The sequence below is a fragment of the Litchfieldia alkalitelluris genome (genome assembly GCF_002019645.1).
Classification (GTDB): Bacteria; Bacillota; Bacilli; order Bacillales; family Bacillaceae_L; genus Litchfieldia; species Litchfieldia alkalitelluris.
On record NZ_KV917374.1, the window covers coordinates 2,464,969 to 2,481,095 of the forward strand.

Consider the following 16,127-nt stretch of genomic DNA (forward strand, 5'->3'; position numbering starts at 1 on the left):
TATTGATTAAGCTTAAAAATCCGGAAGAAAAGAGGCCACTCCACTGATGAAAACTTTTCAAAAATAGCCATAGTAGGTTAATAAGATTTATAGGAGGAACAAATATATGACGATTGATCCAGCTTCATTAGGATTATTACTATTAGTCGGTCTTGGAATTATTGTTGTTGCAGTTATTTTAACATTTGTACCAGTCATGCTGTGGATTTCAGCATTAGCTGCAGGGGTACGAGTAAGTATTTTCACTTTAATTGGAATGAGATTACGTCGAGTTATTCCAAGTCGTGTTATTATTCCGTTAATTAAAGCGGTTAAAGCAGGACTTAATGTAACAACTAACCAGCTTGAGAGTCATTACTTAGCTGGTGGTAACGTTGACAGAGTAGTAAATGCCTTAATTGCAGCACAACGTGCAAACATTGAATTGACGTTCGAACGTGCAGCAGCTATCGATCTTGCTGGTCGTGATGTGTTAGAAGCAGTACAAATGAGTGTAAACCCGAAAGTGATTGAAACACCGTTTATTGCCGGTGTTGCAATGGATGGGATTGAAGTGAAAGCAAAAGCGCGTATTACAGTTCGTGCGAATATTGAACGTCTTGTCGGTGGTGCTGGTGAAGAAACAGTCATCGCTCGTGTTGGTGAAGGGATTGTAAGTACAATCGGTTCCCAAATCGATCATAAAAAGGTATTGGAAAATCCTGATATGATCTCAAGAACAGTTCTTGCAAAAGGATTAGATGCAGGAACAGCTTTTGAGATTCTTTCCATAGATATTGCGGATATTGATATCGGCAAAAACATTGGTGCGGTTTTACAAACAGATCAGGCTGAGGCAGATAAGAAAATTGCTCAAGCGAAAGCTGAAGAACGTCGTGCGATGGCTGTTGCACAAGAACAAGAAATGCGTGCTCGTGTAGAAGAAATGAGAGCGAAGGTTGTTGAAGCTGAAGCTGAGGTTCCATTAGCGATGGCTCAAGCACTTAAGTCTGGAAATATTGGTGTTATGGACTATATGAATCTGAAAAATATTGAAGCAGATACCAATATGAGAGGTTCAATAGGAAATAGTACTGACGAAATAGAAGATAAGTAAATGAAGAAATGAAGAGAGGGACCTATCCTCTTTATATAAACCTTCAACCTTGAAAGGAGGTTTACCTTGTGTTAGAAGATTTACTGAATTTGATCATGAGCAACTTATTTTTTGTTATTTTGATTGTTGGTGCAATCTATAATTTCTTAAGACGAATGGGTGGACAACAACAGCAACAGAATCAGTCACCTTCCACTGGAACAGCTCCGACAGAGGAGAAAAGAACTCAGTTAAAGGATATCTTTCAACAGTTTGAAGAGGCCTTTAAGGATGAGGAAGAAGTGGCACGGCCAACACCAAAAACGCCGGCTGTAGAAAGCAATCCACAAAGTCATGAAATGTTACAGAGATATGAACGAATAAAGGAAACGAAACCAGCAGCTGATATTCCTTATGGTACCAGAAACATAAAGACAGTTTCTGGTCAAAGCAAACCAAAGAAGAGCTCTTCAAGAATATCTAAAAATAATGCAGCACAAGGTGTAATTTGGGCTGAAATTCTAGGTCCTCCGCGTGCCAAAAGAACATTATATAGTCAAAGATTGATACAGAAACCAACTGTAGAATATAAAAAGCAATAATGCTGTGAAATGATTGTTCTATGAACCGCCTTTTACTCATAAATATGAGTTGAAAGGGGGTTCTTTTTTTTATGGCTAAAAACTGGAGAAATTACATGAAAAGTTGGATAACGACCAAGATGGAACTACCCGCCGATGTGATGATGGATCTTCCTAGAATCACAATGATTGGTCAATTACATATTTATATTGAAAATCACCGAGGGTTATTAACCTTTACAGATAAAGAGGTTCGACTGCTACTGAAACAAGGACAACTTCTAATCAAGGGTGAAGCCTTTGTCATTAAGACAATCCTGCCTGAAGAGATTTTACTAGAAGGTAAGATCAGTCATGTACTTTATATCGATAATTAGGCTTAGGGGGATATAAATGAAAAACGGATGGATGAACTTTTTCTCAGGTAGTGTTCAAGTTAAGGTAACAGGAAAAGGGATGGAACGCTTTCTAAATGAATGTGTTAGAAGGAAGATTGATATTTGGAGTGTAAAAAGATTAGGAACAGAATCATTTTCATTTTTCATTCATTTAAAGGATATAAAGTTAATAAGACCCATCATCCGGCAAAGTGAGTGTAAGCTGAGTTTTATGGATCGAAAAGGTCTTCCTTTTCTTATTCGAAAATCGATACTAAATAGCGGGTTTGTCATTGGCGCAGTTCTCTTTTTTATAGTTATCATCATTCTCTCAAACATGGTTTGGGGGATTGAAATAAAGGGGGCCAAGCCTGATACCGAGTATTTAGTTATGAAAGAACTGGAAGGCATGGGCATTAAAAAAGGAAAAATGCAATTTACGATAATGAATGTGGAGGATATACAACGGTCATTAACAGATAATATTGATCAAATCACTTGGGTTGGTGTGGAGTTAAGAGGGACGACCTACCATTTCCAAGTGGTCGAAAAAAATCAGCCTGACCCACCTGAATATTTTAGTCCAAGAAATATTGTCTCTCGAAAAAAAGCGGTCATTACAGAAATATTCGTTGAAGAAGGAAAGCCACTTGTTAAAATGAATGATTATGTAGAAAAAGGGGAATTGTTAGTATCAGGTGAAATTGGTGAGGGTGGAGAAAAACCAAGATACGTCCCTGCTCGGGCAACAATTTTTGGCGAGACTTGGTACAAGTCTACAGTAGAGGTAGAACTTACAACGAAATTTAATGTGTTTACAGGTAACTATAAAAGTAAACACTATTTACAAATAGGCTCATTATCAATTCCAATATGGGGATTTGGTAAACATGAATTTGCAGAGTATAGAGAAGAAGAGAAAGACCGGAATGTTCGCTTCTTGAAATGGGAGTTACCAATTGGGTATAAAAATGTGACCATTAGAGAAGAAGAAGAAAGAGAAAGAGTCTATACTGTTGATGAAGCAATCGAGGTTGGTAAGAAGGTTGGGCAAAATCATTTAGAAGACCGTTTAGCAGATGATGCAAGAGTAAAAAGTGAAAAAGTTTTGCGCCAAACAACCAACAATGGTAAAGTGAAATTGGAAATATATTATAATGTTATCGAAAATATTGTAACAACGATACCATTAGTTCAAGGAGACTAAAGGATGTCAGAAGAGTTAGTAATGATGAAACAACAAATTGAAAATCCGAATGAGGCGATCGCATTATTTGGAAACAATGACTTGCACCTTAAAAGAATAGAAGACGAAATGAATGTCTCAATTGTCACTAGAGGTGAAAATCTAAATATTTCTGGAGATCAAAAAGATGTACAGGTCGTTGAAGAAATTTTAGTTCATTTATTACAGGTAATTCGTAAAGGAGTTACAATAAGTGAACGTGATGTAATATATGCTATTGAGATGGCTAAAGCAGGACGATTAGAATCATTCGTCAACCTTTATGATGAAGAAATAGCAAAAACATCAAAAGGAAAGTCAATTAGAGCAAAAACGTTAGGGCAACGTCAATATGTATCATCGATAAGATCAAGAGATCTTGTATTCGGGATAGGTCCAGCAGGAACAGGGAAAACATATATAGCCGTTGTGATGGCTGTCACAGCTTTAAAGGATGGAAAAGTCAATAAAATAATCTTAACAAGACCTGCTGTTGAAGCAGGCGAGAGCTTAGGATTTTTACCTGGTGACTTAAAAGAAAAGGTCGACCCATATCTTCGTCCCTTATATGATGCATTACACGATGTACTTGGAACAGAGCACACCGAACGTTTAATCGAGCGTGGAACCATAGAAATTGCGCCACTAGCTTATATGAGAGGGAGAACATTGGATGATGCTTTCGTTATTTTAGATGAAGCTCAAAATACAACACCTGCACAGATGAAGATGTTCTTAACTCGTTTAGGATTCGGTTCTAAGATGGTTATTACTGGGGATATTTCTCAGGTAGATTTACCAAAAGGGATTAAATCTGGTCTTACTGCTGCTACAGAGATTTTAAGAGGAATTAAAGGTGCATCCTTTAACTTCTTAGAGCAATCTGACGTAGTAAGACACCCACTTGTTGCAAGTATCATACAAGCCTATGAAGAAGCTGAAAAGTAATGTTAAAAGACCCATCACATTTGATCGGGTCTTTTTTCGGCAGTAAACGTCAACATAGTCTTGGTAGCTTAAGTCGCCATCAGCTCGAGGTCCGCGTCTGATAGGCGGAAAATTTTCGGTTAATGTATCCAGTAGGTGCTTAAGAAGCAGATATAAGCGGAGATATTCCGGTTAACTTCTCTAATATATGGCGAAATCTAAAGATTAGGTTCATATAAGCGGAAAAAATCCAGTTATTTTTAGGGAAATGTTGATAGTTCCTAATTTAAGCGGAATTTTTCCGTTTAAAGTTCAAGTCAGGTTAATAGGAAAAGCGAATTAAATCGAAAGCAATAGTAACTCTTATAATAAGATCTTATCTATATCCTTTGGTTTGTAGATCTACCAATCCATTTTCACTAAACAAAAAGTACCGGGCTTTGCCAGGTTCTTTTAAAATGTTGAAAACTAAATATGAATGTGTTATATATAAATTTCATTTACGTAAACTGTAATAATAACAAGCACTATTAGACAGTTGTATTTTCCTCATAGTTGGTAAATATTGTTTAAGCGATATACAATATAGGTTGAGATATCTTATAATGGTATAGGAGTCACTATTTGTAGCTTAATGTAGAGGAGGGTGATGACAAATGTCGTTCCGAAAAACTTTGACGGATTTTGTTTCAAATGCGAAAGGTTTTAAATTTCTTCCTTTAATCGTTTATATTCTTTTAGGTTCAATGATGTTTAGCTCAATGTATAGTAACGTAAAGCCTGAAAAAATAAATTTAGAACCCTTTCAAATTGCCGAACAAACGATAAGAGCTCCATTTACGATTGAAGATAAAGATAGTACTGATAAGAAACAAAAAGAAGCTGAAGAACAAGTTGAAGATGTATATACGTTAAACACGGACTATCCTGAAAATCGAGTAGACTTAATGACTTCTATTTTCGAGGCTGTTTCTGAAGTGAATGTAGAAACAAATGAAGAGTATATAAGCAGACTTGAAGAGTGGAAGGATGCTCCGGAAGAGGATCGTGGGACTGAACCCGAGAAAGCAACACTAGAGGAAAAGCTAACTCTTTTAAATACAAAACTGCCATCGGAAATCACAAATGCATTACCAAAAGCAACCTTTGTGGCTTTAATTGAGTCTTCTCCTGAACAACTGTCGCGTGCAAAAGAATCTACCGTCACAGCAGTTAACAATGTGATGAACACTAGAATACCTGCAAGAGAGATTGAAAACGCAAAAAATAGAATGGATGAAGAACTTCAATACGCAAATGTTGACTCAAATGTGAGGGAAGCTATCATTTCCTTAGGGAAATATGCAGTTATTCAAAATGTCTTTTTTGATACTGAAGCTACAGCAGAAAAAATACAACAGGCAAGAGATGCAGTAGAACCTGTTCGGATCTTGCAAGGCCAAATTATTGTTGAAGAAGGCGACTTAATTACAAAGGAAATATATCGCCAATTAGGATTACTTGGTTTTTTAAATAATCAAAATTCATATCAACCTTTTGCTGGCTTAACCCTACTTATTCTTTTAATTATTGCTGCAGTTGTTTATTATTTTAATGACCACATACCGAAAAACCGAACCAAAAATACATATATCTTAATCTTCGGCATTATTTTTTCGGTTACACTTGTGTTAATGAAAATGGTTAGTTTATTTCAGCAAATCGATTACTCTGAAATTGGGTATATTGTTCCAGTAGCAATGGGGCCATTGCTCGTCAGATTATTAATTAATGAGCGGCTTGCAATCGTATCGAGTATGATTTTCGCAGTGTGTGGAAGTATTATTTTTAATGAAGGTCTAACAGGAACACTAAACTTTTCGATTGCGATTTATTACTTATTCTCATCCTTAGCTGGTGTACTATTCTTGAGTAAATATAATCGTAGAGGTAAAATACTTCAGGCAGGCTTATTTATATCCTTTGTAAATATCATTATTAATGCCTCTATTTTATTACTGAAAAACGGTAATTATACACAATTAGAAATTGGCTCATATCTTATTATGGCTATTGTTTCTGGAATTATCGCGGCAGTTTTAACGATTGGCTTATTGCCATTTTTTGAAGCTGGCTTTGGAATTCTTTCAACAATGCGGTTGATCGAACTATCAAACCCGAATCATCCATTGTTGAGAAAAATTTTAACCGAAACACCTGGAACCTATCACCATAGTGTAATGGTTGCAAATCTTTCAGATTCTGCGTGTGAAGCAATCGGAGCGAATGGATTATTAGCAAGAGTTGCATCCTATTATCATGATATTGGGAAAACCAAGCGCCCACAATTTTTTATTGAAAATCAAATGAATATTGAAAATCCACACGATAAGATATCACCGCAATTGAGTAAAAATATTATCATATCACATGCAACAGATGGTGCTGACTATTTACGTAAGCATAAAATGCCGAAAGAATTTATTGATATTGCGGAGCAGCATCATGGTACGACTTTGTTAAAGTTTTTCTATTACAAAGCGAAGGGGAACAGCGATAAAGAGATTACTGAGTCTGAATATCGTTACCCAGGTCCTAAAGCTCAAACAAAGGAGGCAGCAATTATCGGAATTGCTGATAGTGTAGAGGCAGCGGTAAGATCGCTTGCTAATCCCACTCCGGAAAAAATTAAATCATTAGTGTCTAGTATCATTTCAGATCGACTTCAGGATGGCCAATTAAACGAATGTGATTTAACCTTGAAGGAGCTTGATATAGTGGGTAAATCCCTTTGTGAGACCCTACATGGCTTCTTCCATTCTAGGATTGAATATCCAGATGCGACGGGACAGAAGGTGAAGGAAGCATGAGATTAGAGATAGACTTTATTGATGAGCTCGATGAGATCACAACTGAACAGATTCAAACACTCGAAAAATTACTTAATCTAGCCGCAGAAACAGAAAATGTGAATGAAGGATCAGAGGTTTCAATAAGTTTTGTTGATAACGAGAGAATTCAAGAGATAAATCGAGAGTACAGAGACAAGGATCAGCCGACAGACGTCATTTCTTTTGCAATGGAAGAGCTTGGAGAAGATGAGATGGAAATTATCGGCGTTGATATGCCTAGAGTTTTAGGGGATATTATCATTTCAATTCCTAGAACAAAGGAACAAGCAGAAGAATATGGCCATTCCTTTATGAGAGAATTAGGATTCTTAGCTGTCCATGGCTTTTTACATTTGTTAGGATATGATCACGAAACAGATGAGGAAGAAGCTTTAATGTTTTTAAAACAAAAGGAAATATTAGATCAGTATGGGCTCACGAGATAATCGCCAACCACATGAATGGCTAAGATTAGTAAAAAGTTTCGAATATGCGATAAATGGATTGAAAAATGCGATCCTAAAAGAGAGAAACTTACAGATTCATCTAGTGCTGTCTATTTTGGTCATTTTACTCTCCTTTTATTGTAAGATCGCTATTGATGATTGGATTATTGTCATCATCATGATAGGTGGTGTCATTGTTCTAGAGTTAATTAATACAGCGATTGAACGAGTGGTGGATTTAGTAACGACCGATTTTCATCCATTAGCTAAATTAGCTAAAGATGTATCTGCAGCTGCAGTCCTAGTTTTTTCATTTATTGCAGTCATTGTAGGCATTCTTATCTTTACGCCTTATTTATTTTAATCTGAAAAACTCGAAAGAAGAGGTCCACTCCACTTAGTTAATAGTTGTTTCCGATGACCATTTAAGCACAACAAAGTTTACGAAAATAGTTTAGACTTATTACTCCACTATTTTTAGTGGAGGTACATATAATATGGACAAGCTTTGGAATTTAAAGAAAATTCTTACATCTATATTACAATTTTAAAAATCACATGAATTCCCATTCATTTTTAGGTACAATATAAGTACACCTACAATTTGTAATGGGATGATGAAAAGGAGATCATTCTATGAAAATTGAAGAACTACTACAAGAAGCAAAACAAGCAAGAGAACTGGCATATGTCCCATACTCAAAATTCAAAGTGGGTGCAGCTCTTTTAACGGAGGATGGAAAGGTGTATCGCGGTTGTAATATCGAAAATGCAGGATACAGCATGACAAACTGTGCTGAGAGAACCGCGTTTTTTAAAGCAATCTCTGAAGGGGATAAAAAATTCCAAGCTTTAGCAGTAATAGCAGATACAGATGGCCCAGTTTCTCCTTGTGGAGCATGCCGACAGGTTATTTCTGAATTTTGTTCACAAGATATGAAAGTATATTTAACAAACCTAAATGGCGACTTAAAAGTAACTACAGTTGGCGAATTACTACCAGGAGCATTTTCACCGGAGGACTTAAATGAGTAAAGAAGCATACAAATCAGGATTTGTCTCAATCATCGGAAGACCAAATGTAGGAAAATCTACCTTTTTAAATAAAGTAATTGGTCAAAAAATCGCAATCATGAGTGACAAACCACAAACCACTCGTAATAAGGTTCAGGGAGTATATACAGAAAACGAAGCACAGATTGTGTTTATTGATACACCCGGAATTCATAAACCAAAACATAAACTTGGCGACTTTATGATGAAGGTTGCTCAAAATACGTTAAAAGAAGTAGATATCATTCTTTTTATGATTAATGCGGAGGAAGGCTATGGTCGAGGTGATGAATTTATCATTGAGCGATTACAAGGAACAACTACACCTGTTTTTCTTGTGATTAATAAAATTGACCAAATTCATCCCGATCAGTTATTACCACTAATTGAAAAATATCGAACGCTATATCCTTTTAAAGAAATCGTTCCAATTTCGGCATTAGAAGGCAACAATGTCCCGACTTTAGTGACTCAGATAAAAGAATATTTACCCCAAGGACCTCAATATTATCCTGCTGATCAAGTAACAGATCATCCGGAAAGATTCATTGTGACCGAATTAATAAGAGAGAAAGCATTACACCTTACTCGAGAAGAAATTCCACATTCAATTGCGGTTGTCATGGATTCAATGGAGAAGCGTGGTGATGGTGATACTGTCTATGTAGGAGCAACAATTATTGTCGAGCGGGATTCACAGAAAGGTATCATCATAGGAAAGCAAGGTAGTATGTTAAAGGAAATCGGAAAACGTGCTAGAGGTGATATTGAAGCTCTATTAGGTTCAAAGGTATATTTGGAGCTTTGGGTAAAAGTTCAAAAAGATTGGCGTAATAAAATGTCCCAATTACGGGACTATGGGTTTAGAGAAGACGAATATTAAGGATTTCATAATCTGATTCACGGATTTACAAAAATTGTGTAACATGATTTTAGGGATATTGGTCATTCTAAGTGTAAGGAATTGGTGAAGATTGCTCAGCTTAAAATACAGAAAGGTGGGGTTCATATGTTAGATTTTACCTGGAAGGTATTCAGTAAGACAGGTAACATTGATACGTATCTTCTTTTTAAACAGATGGAAACAGAGGAAGAAAGACCCGATTCACATGAGGAAGAGCTAGCAGAGGTGGATTTTCCAATTTCCTGACCATACCAATCTTAGAGTGCAACATTGGATGGTGGGTTATCATGTTAGAAAAATGCGAAGGCATCGTGATTCGTACAAACGATTACGGTGAGAGTAATAAGATTATCACTCTATTCACACGAGAGTGGGGTAAAGTTGGTGTAATGGCAAGAGGAGCTAAAAAGCCGAGTAGTCGGTTAGCTTCCATTACCCAGCTGTTTACATACGGACACTTTTTAGTACAACGGACATCAGGTCTTGGGAGTCTCCAACAAGGAGAAACCATTAAAACTTATAGAGGGATTAGAGAAGATATTTTTTTAACTGCTTATGCATCATATATTGTTGAGATAACTGATAAGAGTACAGATGATAAAAAGCCAAATCCTTTTATTTTTGAATTATTATCTCAAACACTTAATTATGTTGATGAAGGCATTGATCTAGATATTCTGATGTTTATCTATGAAATGAAAATGCTCCAAGTCATAGGGATATCCCCTAAGCTTGATGGTTGCTCTGTGTGTGGAAGTACTGAAGGACAGTTCGCCTTTTCAATCCGAGAAGGCGGCTTTCTTTGTCACCGTTGTTATCATCACGATCAATATGTTATGAAGGTATCACAAACGACTATTAAGCTCTTGCGCTTATTTTATTATTTTGATTTAAACCGACTTGGGAAAATAGATGTAAAACAAGAGACCAAAAATGAACTTAAGAGTGTCATTACATCCTACTATGAGCAATATTCAGGTTTATCAATTAAGTCAAAACGCTTCTTAAACCAAATCGATCAATTAAAAGATATGATGCCTCCTCAAAAATGATTCATTAATTTATCATGAAGAAGTTGACATTCAGAAAAAATTGGATTAATATGCATATAATAATATGACACGTTGATGGAAAGTAGTACTAGATCCTCTCTATAAAAAGCGAACCTAGGATAGTGAAAGCTAGGCTATAGATGATATGGGAAGGCATTCTTGAGTGTAACGAGTAAAAGAGGCTATGACCTGAGATTAGATTCGCATCATAGCAAATAGGGTGGAACCGCGGGTTAACTCTCGTCCCTATGTCAATTCTGACATAGAGGGCGAGAGTTTTTTGTTTTTTAGGAAAAGTAGATATTATAAAGTTATTACTTCCATTCCATGGATTGCGGAAACCTAATTTATTTTCAGGGTAAACTTCCTTCGAATGAATATTTGCACCATGGATTATGAAAATAGTGCATTCACCTAGTGTGGAATGAGCGGAGAGCCACTTGACTCCTGCGGGACCACCCCGCGGAAAGAAGTGGATCGCAACTCATGGAATCCACTTCCTAGGTAATTTTCAGGGTAGCCATCCTAATTAAACTCTCTCTACTAGTCAGAGCAAACATATAATTTTTTATCACTTTTGGAGGTGTGTTTTAATGAACATACAAGACATGATATTAACATTACAAAAACACTGGTCAGACCAAGGTTGTATCCTAATGCAAGCCTATGATGTTGAAAAAGGTGCAGGTACAATGAGTCCATACACTTTTTTAAGAAGTATTGGTCCTGAACCATGGAATGTGGCGTATGTTGAGCCATCAAGAAGACCCGCCGATGGACGTTATGGTGAAAACCCAAACCGTTTATATCAACATCATCAGTTCCAGGTGATTATGAAGCCATCGCCAGACAATATCCAAGAACTATACTTAGATTCTCTGAAAGCTCTAGGTATTGACCCATTAAAGCATGATATTCGTTTTGTTGAGGACAACTGGGAAGCTCCAACACTTGGTGCAGCAGGGCTAGGTTGGGAAGTTTGGTTAGACGGAATGGAGGTTACTCAGTTTACTTATTTCCAACAAGTAGGTGGACTTGAATGTAAACCTGTTTCCGTTGAAATCACTTATGGTGTTGAACGTTTAGCATCGTATATTCAGGATAAAGAAAATGTATTTGACTTAGAATGGACAAATGGATTTACAGTTCGTGACATCTTTGGCCAGCCTGAATACGAGCATTCAAAATATACCTTTGAAACATCAGATACAGAAATGCTATTTAATTTGTTTTCAATTTACGAAAAAGAAGCACACCGTCAAATGGAAGAAGGACTGGTTCATCCAGCTTATGACTATGTACTAAAATGCTCACATACCTTTAATCAGCTTGATGCAAAGGGGGCAATTTCAGTAACTGAGAGAACTGGTTATATCGGTAGAGTTCGAAATCTTGCCCGTAAAGTAGCCAAAACCTTCTATGACGAGCGTGAAAAATTGGGATTCCCAATCCTTAACCAAAAAGGAGGTGCTAATCATGAGTAAGCGTGATTTGTTAATAGAGATTGGATTAGAAGAAATGCCAGCACGATTTATTACAGATGCAAGTAACCAACTTACTGACAAAGTGACTAGCTGGTTCCTCGAAAAAAAAATTGCCTATGAAACAATCGCAGGGTTTTCAACACCTAGACGATTAGCCGTACTTCTTACAGGTGTGGCTGAAAAACAAGAAGATGTTGAAACAGAAGCAAAAGGACCTGCGAGAACAATAGCTCTTGATCAAGACGGAAACTGGACAAAAGCTGCAATTGGATTCACCCGAGGCCAAGGGGCAAGTGTTGAAGATATTTACTTCAAAGAAATAAATGGAATTGAATATGTTCATGTGAATAAATTTACTAAAGGTCAAGAAACAAAGGAAACATTAGTTGAACTGCAACAACTTATTACGAATCTAACATTCCCTAAGAATATGAAGTGGGGAAATGAAGACCTACGATATGTTCGACCAATCAAGTGGCTAATTTCAATGTTTGGCAATGAAATTATTCCAATCTCAATAACAGGAGTGGAATCCAGTAATAAAACACTTGGTCACAGATTCTTAGGGTCGGAAATCAGCATTGATTCACCAAGTAACTATGAAACCCAATTATTAGCTGAATATGTAATTGTTAATGCTCTTGAGAGAAAAGAAGCAATCAAGAATCAAATTCAATCATTAGCTGAAGAGCATGATTGGGATGTTCCTGTTGATGAGGATTTATTAGAAGAAGTTAATAATCTTGTTGAGTACCCGACTGCTTTATTTGGAAAGTATGAAGAAGAATTCCTTGATCTCCCTGAAGAGGTTTTAATCACATCGATGAAAGAACATCAACGTTACTTTCCTGTGAAAAATAAAGAAGGTAAGTTACTTCCGTTTTTCATTACTATTCGAAATGGTGATCATCAGCATATTGAGAATGTGGCAAAAGGAAATGAGAAAGTACTGCGCGCAAGACTATCGGATGCAGATTTCTTTTACAAAGAAGATCAAAAGTTAAAGATTGAAAACCTTGTTAAAAAGCTTGACTCAATTGTCTATCATGAGGAAATTGGTTCACTAGGTGAAAAAGTCAAAAGAATTCGTAAAATATCAGATGAGCTTGCTCGTAAATTAAAGGTTGATGAAACATCTCTAAAACATATTGATCGTGCTGCCCATATAAGTAAATTTGACCTTGTCACACATATGGTGTATGAATTCCCTGAACTTCAAGGAAGAATGGGTGAAAAGTATGCACTACTTAGTGGTGAGGATGAAGCTGTAGCTAAGGCAATCAATGAACACTATATGCCAAGACATGCTGAAGACAGTATTCCGTCTTCAACTGTAGGTTCGATTATTAGTATTGCTGATAAACTTGATACGATCGTAAGTTGTTTTTCGATTGGTATTATACCGACAGGATCTCAAGACCCTTACGCATTAAGAAGACAATCAGCAGGGATTGTTCAAATCTTGCTTGAAAAGGATTGGGATCTCTCACTTGAGGAACTATTAAAATTAGCAATCAATATTTCCGCTGTAAATACAGAAAAAAATCCTACATTAGAAAAGGATTTAGTACAATTTTTCAAGCTGCGTGTCCGCAATGAATTATCAACCCGAGCGATTCGATATGATATAATTGATGCTGTATTAAGTGCAGATGTGGAACGTATTAGCACATTAATTAATAAAGCAATTGTATTAGATCAGCAAAAAGAGTTTCCAGAATTTAAGGATACTATTGAAGCATTAAGCCGTATCCTCAATATCGCTAAAAAGGGTGAAAAACAAGAGATTAACCCAGAATTATTCCAATCTGATGAAGAGAGAAACTTATTTAAAGAATATAAGCAAGTAGCGGCTACAGTTTCAGAGGCGTTATCGATAGGAAATGTGAAGGAAGCTTATGACTCACTTGCAGCCTTAAAAGATGTAATTAACAAGTATTTTGACAATACGATGGTAATGGCTGATGACCACGCGTTAAAAACCAATCGCCTTGCTCAAATGGTTCATTTGGCAGACGTTATCAGTTCTTTTGCCAATGTAAATTCAATTGTCGTTAAGTAATATAGAAGAAATGTTGATACCTCCCCAGATGGGGAGGGTATTTTCGTAGCTTTGCTGTTAACCATGCGGGGCAGTCGTTTAATAAACTTAGCTACGTTTAGTGTATATAAAGTGTGTAGCCATCATTGGTTTAATTCCTAACAATTTATAAACGATCGAAAATAAAAAATACCCAAAAGTTAGGTGGTGAGTACAATAGAACTGAACAAACGACAAGAACAAATCGTCCAAATCGTTAAAAGTAATGGACCAATAACTGGTGAAGCAATCGCTGAACAACTGAATTTAACGAGAGCAACACTTAGACCTGACTTGGCTATATTGACAATGGCTGGCTACTTAGATGCTCGTCCTCGTGTTGGATATTATTTCACAGGGAAAACAGGTTCACAGTTATTAACAGATAAAATTAAAAAGCTGCGTGTTGAAGATTACCAGTCAATCCCGGTTGTTGTTGCAGAAAATGTTTCTGTCTATGATGCCATTGTTCAGATGTTTTTAGAAGATGTCGGTACTCTATTTGTTGTTGACCAAGGCTCTGTTCTAGTTGGAGTGTTATCAAGAAAAGATTTACTAAGAGCCAGTATTGGCAAACAAGAGTTAGCAACCATTCCTGTAAATATTATCATGACAAGGATGCCAAATATCACCACATGCGAAAGAGAAGATTCACTAATTGATGTAGCACAAAAACTCATTGATAAACAGATTGATGCGCTACCTGTTGTAAAATCTTCTGATAAAGGAATAGAGGTAATTGGCCGAATTACAAAGACAAATATGACGAAGGCATTAGTTTCTATTGCATTAGATGGGGTATAGGTATAAAAATCTATGGATTGTGGGGGAAATAAATGGGTAATCGAATGATTTTCGTTGTTTCTGATTCTGTAGGAGAAACAGCTGAGTTAGTAGTTAAGGCAGCTATTAGTCAATTCAGGGATATGAATACCGAAATTAAGAGAATACCTTATGTAGAGGATATTGCTACATTAAATGAGGTTATAGCTATTGCAAAAGAACAAAAGGCAATCATCGTTTTCACATTAGTTATTCAGGAGTTAAGACTACATTTACATAAAGAAGCAGAGAAACATAATGTTGTCATCTATGATATTATTGGTCCGCTTATTGAAAAAATGGCTAATTTGTATGACATAAGCCCAAGTCATGAACCTGGTTTGGTTAGGCAACTGGATGAAGATTATTTTAAGAAAATTGAAGCGATCGAATTCGCAGTAAAATATGATGATGGAAGAGATCCCCGTGGTATTTTAAGAGCGGATATTGTATTGGTAGGCGTTTCGAGAACATCAAAAACCCCACTTTCACAATATTTGGCTCATAAAGGAATTCGAGTAGCCAATGTCCCATTAGTTCCAGAAGTCGATCCTCCAGAGGAATTGTTTAAAGTGTCATCAGAAAAATGCTTTGGCCTCAAAATCAGCGCAGAAAAGCTTAACAACATTCGAAGAGAACGATTAAAATCATTAGGATTAAATGATCAAGCAATTTATGCAAATATTGATCGAATTAAAACTGAATTAGGGCATTTTGAAGCAATTGTTGAGAAAATTGGGTGTGAAGTAATTGATGTGTCAAATAAAGCTGTTGAAGAAACTGCAAATATAATTCTAAGTATTAAAAATAAGCGTAAACATATATAGAGGAAATAATGACTCTTAAGAAATCTAGCCCAAAACCTCAGCTTATGCCAAAGCTTTTGAGTTAGATGAATATAGGGTCATTCTTTTTTTGTGTTTACTATACCAAAAGTGCTAAAAGGAAAAAATATCTATAGTTTTTTTGCGTCTTTTATATTATAATAAAAAAATTGTGATAAAAAATGTATATTTTTAGGTTTAGACTTTGGTGATATAGAATAAACTATGTATTGTGAGTTGTCAAGAGTAAAAGTGGATTTGTTTCAAAAAAAAAATCGACATTTTCTTAAAAAATAGTTTATTTCTAAAAGAAAGAAGGATTCTATGGAGGGATGTAGAATAGAGAAATATGACGAAATAAAGAAAAAGATTTTCGTTGATGCTAATTAGCAGTAAAAAAGAAATTG

16 protein-coding genes are annotated in these 16,127 nt (G+C 36.1%); all 16 read left to right on the forward strand.

The window, feature by feature from the left end; translation table 11 throughout:
• The first annotated feature begins 106 nt into the window (after nucleotides 1-106).
• The 16 genes from floA to BK579_RS11280 all read left to right on the forward strand — a co-directional run bounded on the left by floA (nucleotide 107) and on the right by BK579_RS11280 (nucleotide 15,723).
• Nucleotides 107-1,096 carry a flotillin-like protein FloA gene (gene floA, locus BK579_RS11205; RefSeq protein WP_407936244.1) on the forward strand — a complete coding sequence of 330 codons (990 nt, stop codon included), beginning with the start codon at nucleotides 107-109 and terminating at the stop codon, nucleotides 1,094-1,096.
• Nucleotides 1,097-1,164: 68 nt separating this feature from the next.
• Complete coding sequence (locus BK579_RS11210) at nucleotides 1,165-1,677, forward strand: hypothetical protein (protein ID WP_078545562.1); 513 nt, start codon at nucleotides 1,165-1,167, stop codon at nucleotides 1,675-1,677.
• 71 nt (nucleotides 1,678-1,748) lie between these two features.
• A complete protein-coding gene (yqfC, locus tag BK579_RS11215) occupies nucleotides 1,749-2,033 on the forward strand; it encodes a sporulation protein YqfC (RefSeq protein WP_078545564.1) in 285 nt (94 codons plus the stop codon).
• A gap of 16 nt (nucleotides 2,034-2,049) precedes the next feature.
• Entirely contained in the window at nucleotides 2,050-3,240 is a 1,191-nt protein-coding gene (gene yqfD, locus BK579_RS11220; RefSeq protein ID WP_078545566.1) for a sporulation protein YqfD, read from the forward strand.
• 3 nt (nucleotides 3,241-3,243) lie between these two features.
• Nucleotides 3,244-4,206, forward strand: coding sequence for a PhoH family protein (locus BK579_RS11225; RefSeq protein WP_078545568.1), 963 nt, complete (start codon nucleotides 3,244-3,246; stop codon nucleotides 4,204-4,206).
• Nucleotides 4,207-4,841: 635 nt separating this feature from the next.
• Nucleotides 4,842-7,034: an HD family phosphohydrolase gene (locus tag BK579_RS11230; RefSeq protein ID WP_078545570.1), complete on the forward strand. Its 2,193-nt coding sequence runs from the start codon at nucleotides 4,842-4,844 to the stop codon at nucleotides 7,032-7,034.
• Nucleotides 7,031-7,501, forward strand: coding sequence for an rRNA maturation RNase YbeY (gene ybeY / locus BK579_RS11235; RefSeq protein WP_078545572.1), 471 nt, complete (start codon nucleotides 7,031-7,033; stop codon nucleotides 7,499-7,501). The genes BK579_RS11230 and ybeY overlap by 4 nt, the downstream gene beginning before the upstream one ends.
• Nucleotides 7,485-7,865 carry a diacylglycerol kinase family protein gene (locus BK579_RS11240; protein ID WP_139365088.1) on the forward strand — a complete coding sequence of 127 codons (381 nt, stop codon included), beginning with the start codon at nucleotides 7,485-7,487 and terminating at the stop codon, nucleotides 7,863-7,865. The genes ybeY and BK579_RS11240 overlap by 17 nt, the downstream gene beginning before the upstream one ends.
• 272 nt (nucleotides 7,866-8,137) lie before the next feature.
• The gene (locus BK579_RS11245; RefSeq protein WP_078545576.1) at nucleotides 8,138-8,536 is read left to right on the forward strand and encodes a cytidine deaminase; all 399 of its coding nucleotides are present in this window, start codon (nucleotides 8,138-8,140) and stop codon (nucleotides 8,534-8,536) included.
• Nucleotides 8,529-9,437: a GTPase Era gene (gene era / locus BK579_RS11250; RefSeq protein WP_078545578.1), complete on the forward strand. Its 909-nt coding sequence runs from the start codon at nucleotides 8,529-8,531 to the stop codon at nucleotides 9,435-9,437. Before BK579_RS11245 ends, era begins: the two co-directional genes overlap by 8 nt.
• 126 nt (nucleotides 9,438-9,563) lie before the next feature.
• Nucleotides 9,564-9,704: a YqzL family protein gene (locus BK579_RS11255; RefSeq protein WP_078545580.1), complete on the forward strand. Its 141-nt coding sequence runs from the start codon at nucleotides 9,564-9,566 to the stop codon at nucleotides 9,702-9,704.
• A gap of 41 nt (nucleotides 9,705-9,745) precedes the next feature.
• Nucleotides 9,746-10,510 carry a DNA repair protein RecO gene (recO, locus tag BK579_RS11260; RefSeq protein ID WP_078545582.1) on the forward strand — a complete coding sequence of 255 codons (765 nt, stop codon included), beginning with the start codon at nucleotides 9,746-9,748 and terminating at the stop codon, nucleotides 10,508-10,510.
• A 593-nt stretch (nucleotides 10,511-11,103) separates the two neighbouring features.
• Nucleotides 11,104-11,994, forward strand: a complete 891-nt coding sequence (gene glyQ, locus BK579_RS11265) for a glycine--tRNA ligase subunit alpha (RefSeq protein ID WP_078545584.1) — start codon at nucleotides 11,104-11,106, stop codon at nucleotides 11,992-11,994.
• Complete coding sequence (gene glyS, locus BK579_RS11270; RefSeq protein WP_078545586.1) at nucleotides 11,987-14,056, forward strand: glycine--tRNA ligase subunit beta; 2,070 nt, start codon at nucleotides 11,987-11,989, stop codon at nucleotides 14,054-14,056. Before glyQ ends, glyS begins: the two co-directional genes overlap by 8 nt.
• Nucleotides 14,057-14,242: 186 nt before the next feature.
• Nucleotides 14,243-14,878, forward strand: a complete 636-nt coding sequence (locus tag BK579_RS11275; RefSeq protein WP_139365089.1) for a transcriptional regulator CcpN — start codon at nucleotides 14,243-14,245, stop codon at nucleotides 14,876-14,878.
• Nucleotides 14,879-14,910: 32 nt separating this feature from the next.
• The gene (locus BK579_RS11280) at nucleotides 14,911-15,723 is read left to right on the forward strand and encodes a pyruvate, water dikinase regulatory protein (RefSeq protein WP_078545590.1); all 813 of its coding nucleotides are present in this window, start codon (nucleotides 14,911-14,913) and stop codon (nucleotides 15,721-15,723) included.
• The last annotated feature ends 404 nt before the right edge of the window (nucleotides 15,724-16,127 follow it).

Coding starts and splice junctions, on each gene's coding strand:
- floA (WP_407936244.1), top strand. CDS start 107: ATGACGATTGATCCAGCTTCATTAGGATTATTACTATTAGTCGGTCTT.
- yqfC (WP_078545564.1), top strand. CDS start 1,749: ATGGCTAAAAACTGGAGAAATTACATGAAAAGTTGGATAACGACCAAG.
- yqfD (WP_078545566.1), top strand. CDS start 2,050: ATGAAAAACGGATGGATGAACTTTTTCTCAGGTAGTGTTCAAGTTAAG.
- BK579_RS11225 (WP_078545568.1), top strand. CDS start 3,244: ATGTCAGAAGAGTTAGTAATGATGAAACAACAAATTGAAAATCCGAAT.
- BK579_RS11230 (WP_078545570.1), top strand. CDS start 4,842: ATGTCGTTCCGAAAAACTTTGACGGATTTTGTTTCAAATGCGAAAGGT.
- ybeY (WP_078545572.1), top strand. CDS start 7,031: ATGAGATTAGAGATAGACTTTATTGATGAGCTCGATGAGATCACAACT.
- BK579_RS11240 (WP_139365088.1), top strand. CDS start 7,485: ATGGGCTCACGAGATAATCGCCAACCACATGAATGGCTAAGATTAGTA.
- BK579_RS11245 (WP_078545576.1), top strand. CDS start 8,138: ATGAAAATTGAAGAACTACTACAAGAAGCAAAACAAGCAAGAGAACTG.
- era (WP_078545578.1), top strand. CDS start 8,529: ATGAGTAAAGAAGCATACAAATCAGGATTTGTCTCAATCATCGGAAGA.
- BK579_RS11255 (WP_078545580.1), top strand. CDS start 9,564: ATGTTAGATTTTACCTGGAAGGTATTCAGTAAGACAGGTAACATTGAT.
- recO (WP_078545582.1), top strand. CDS start 9,746: ATGTTAGAAAAATGCGAAGGCATCGTGATTCGTACAAACGATTACGGT.
- glyQ (WP_078545584.1), top strand. CDS start 11,104: ATGAACATACAAGACATGATATTAACATTACAAAAACACTGGTCAGAC.
- glyS (WP_078545586.1), top strand. CDS start 11,987: ATGAGTAAGCGTGATTTGTTAATAGAGATTGGATTAGAAGAAATGCCA.
- BK579_RS11280 (WP_078545590.1), top strand. CDS start 14,911: ATGGGTAATCGAATGATTTTCGTTGTTTCTGATTCTGTAGGAGAAACA.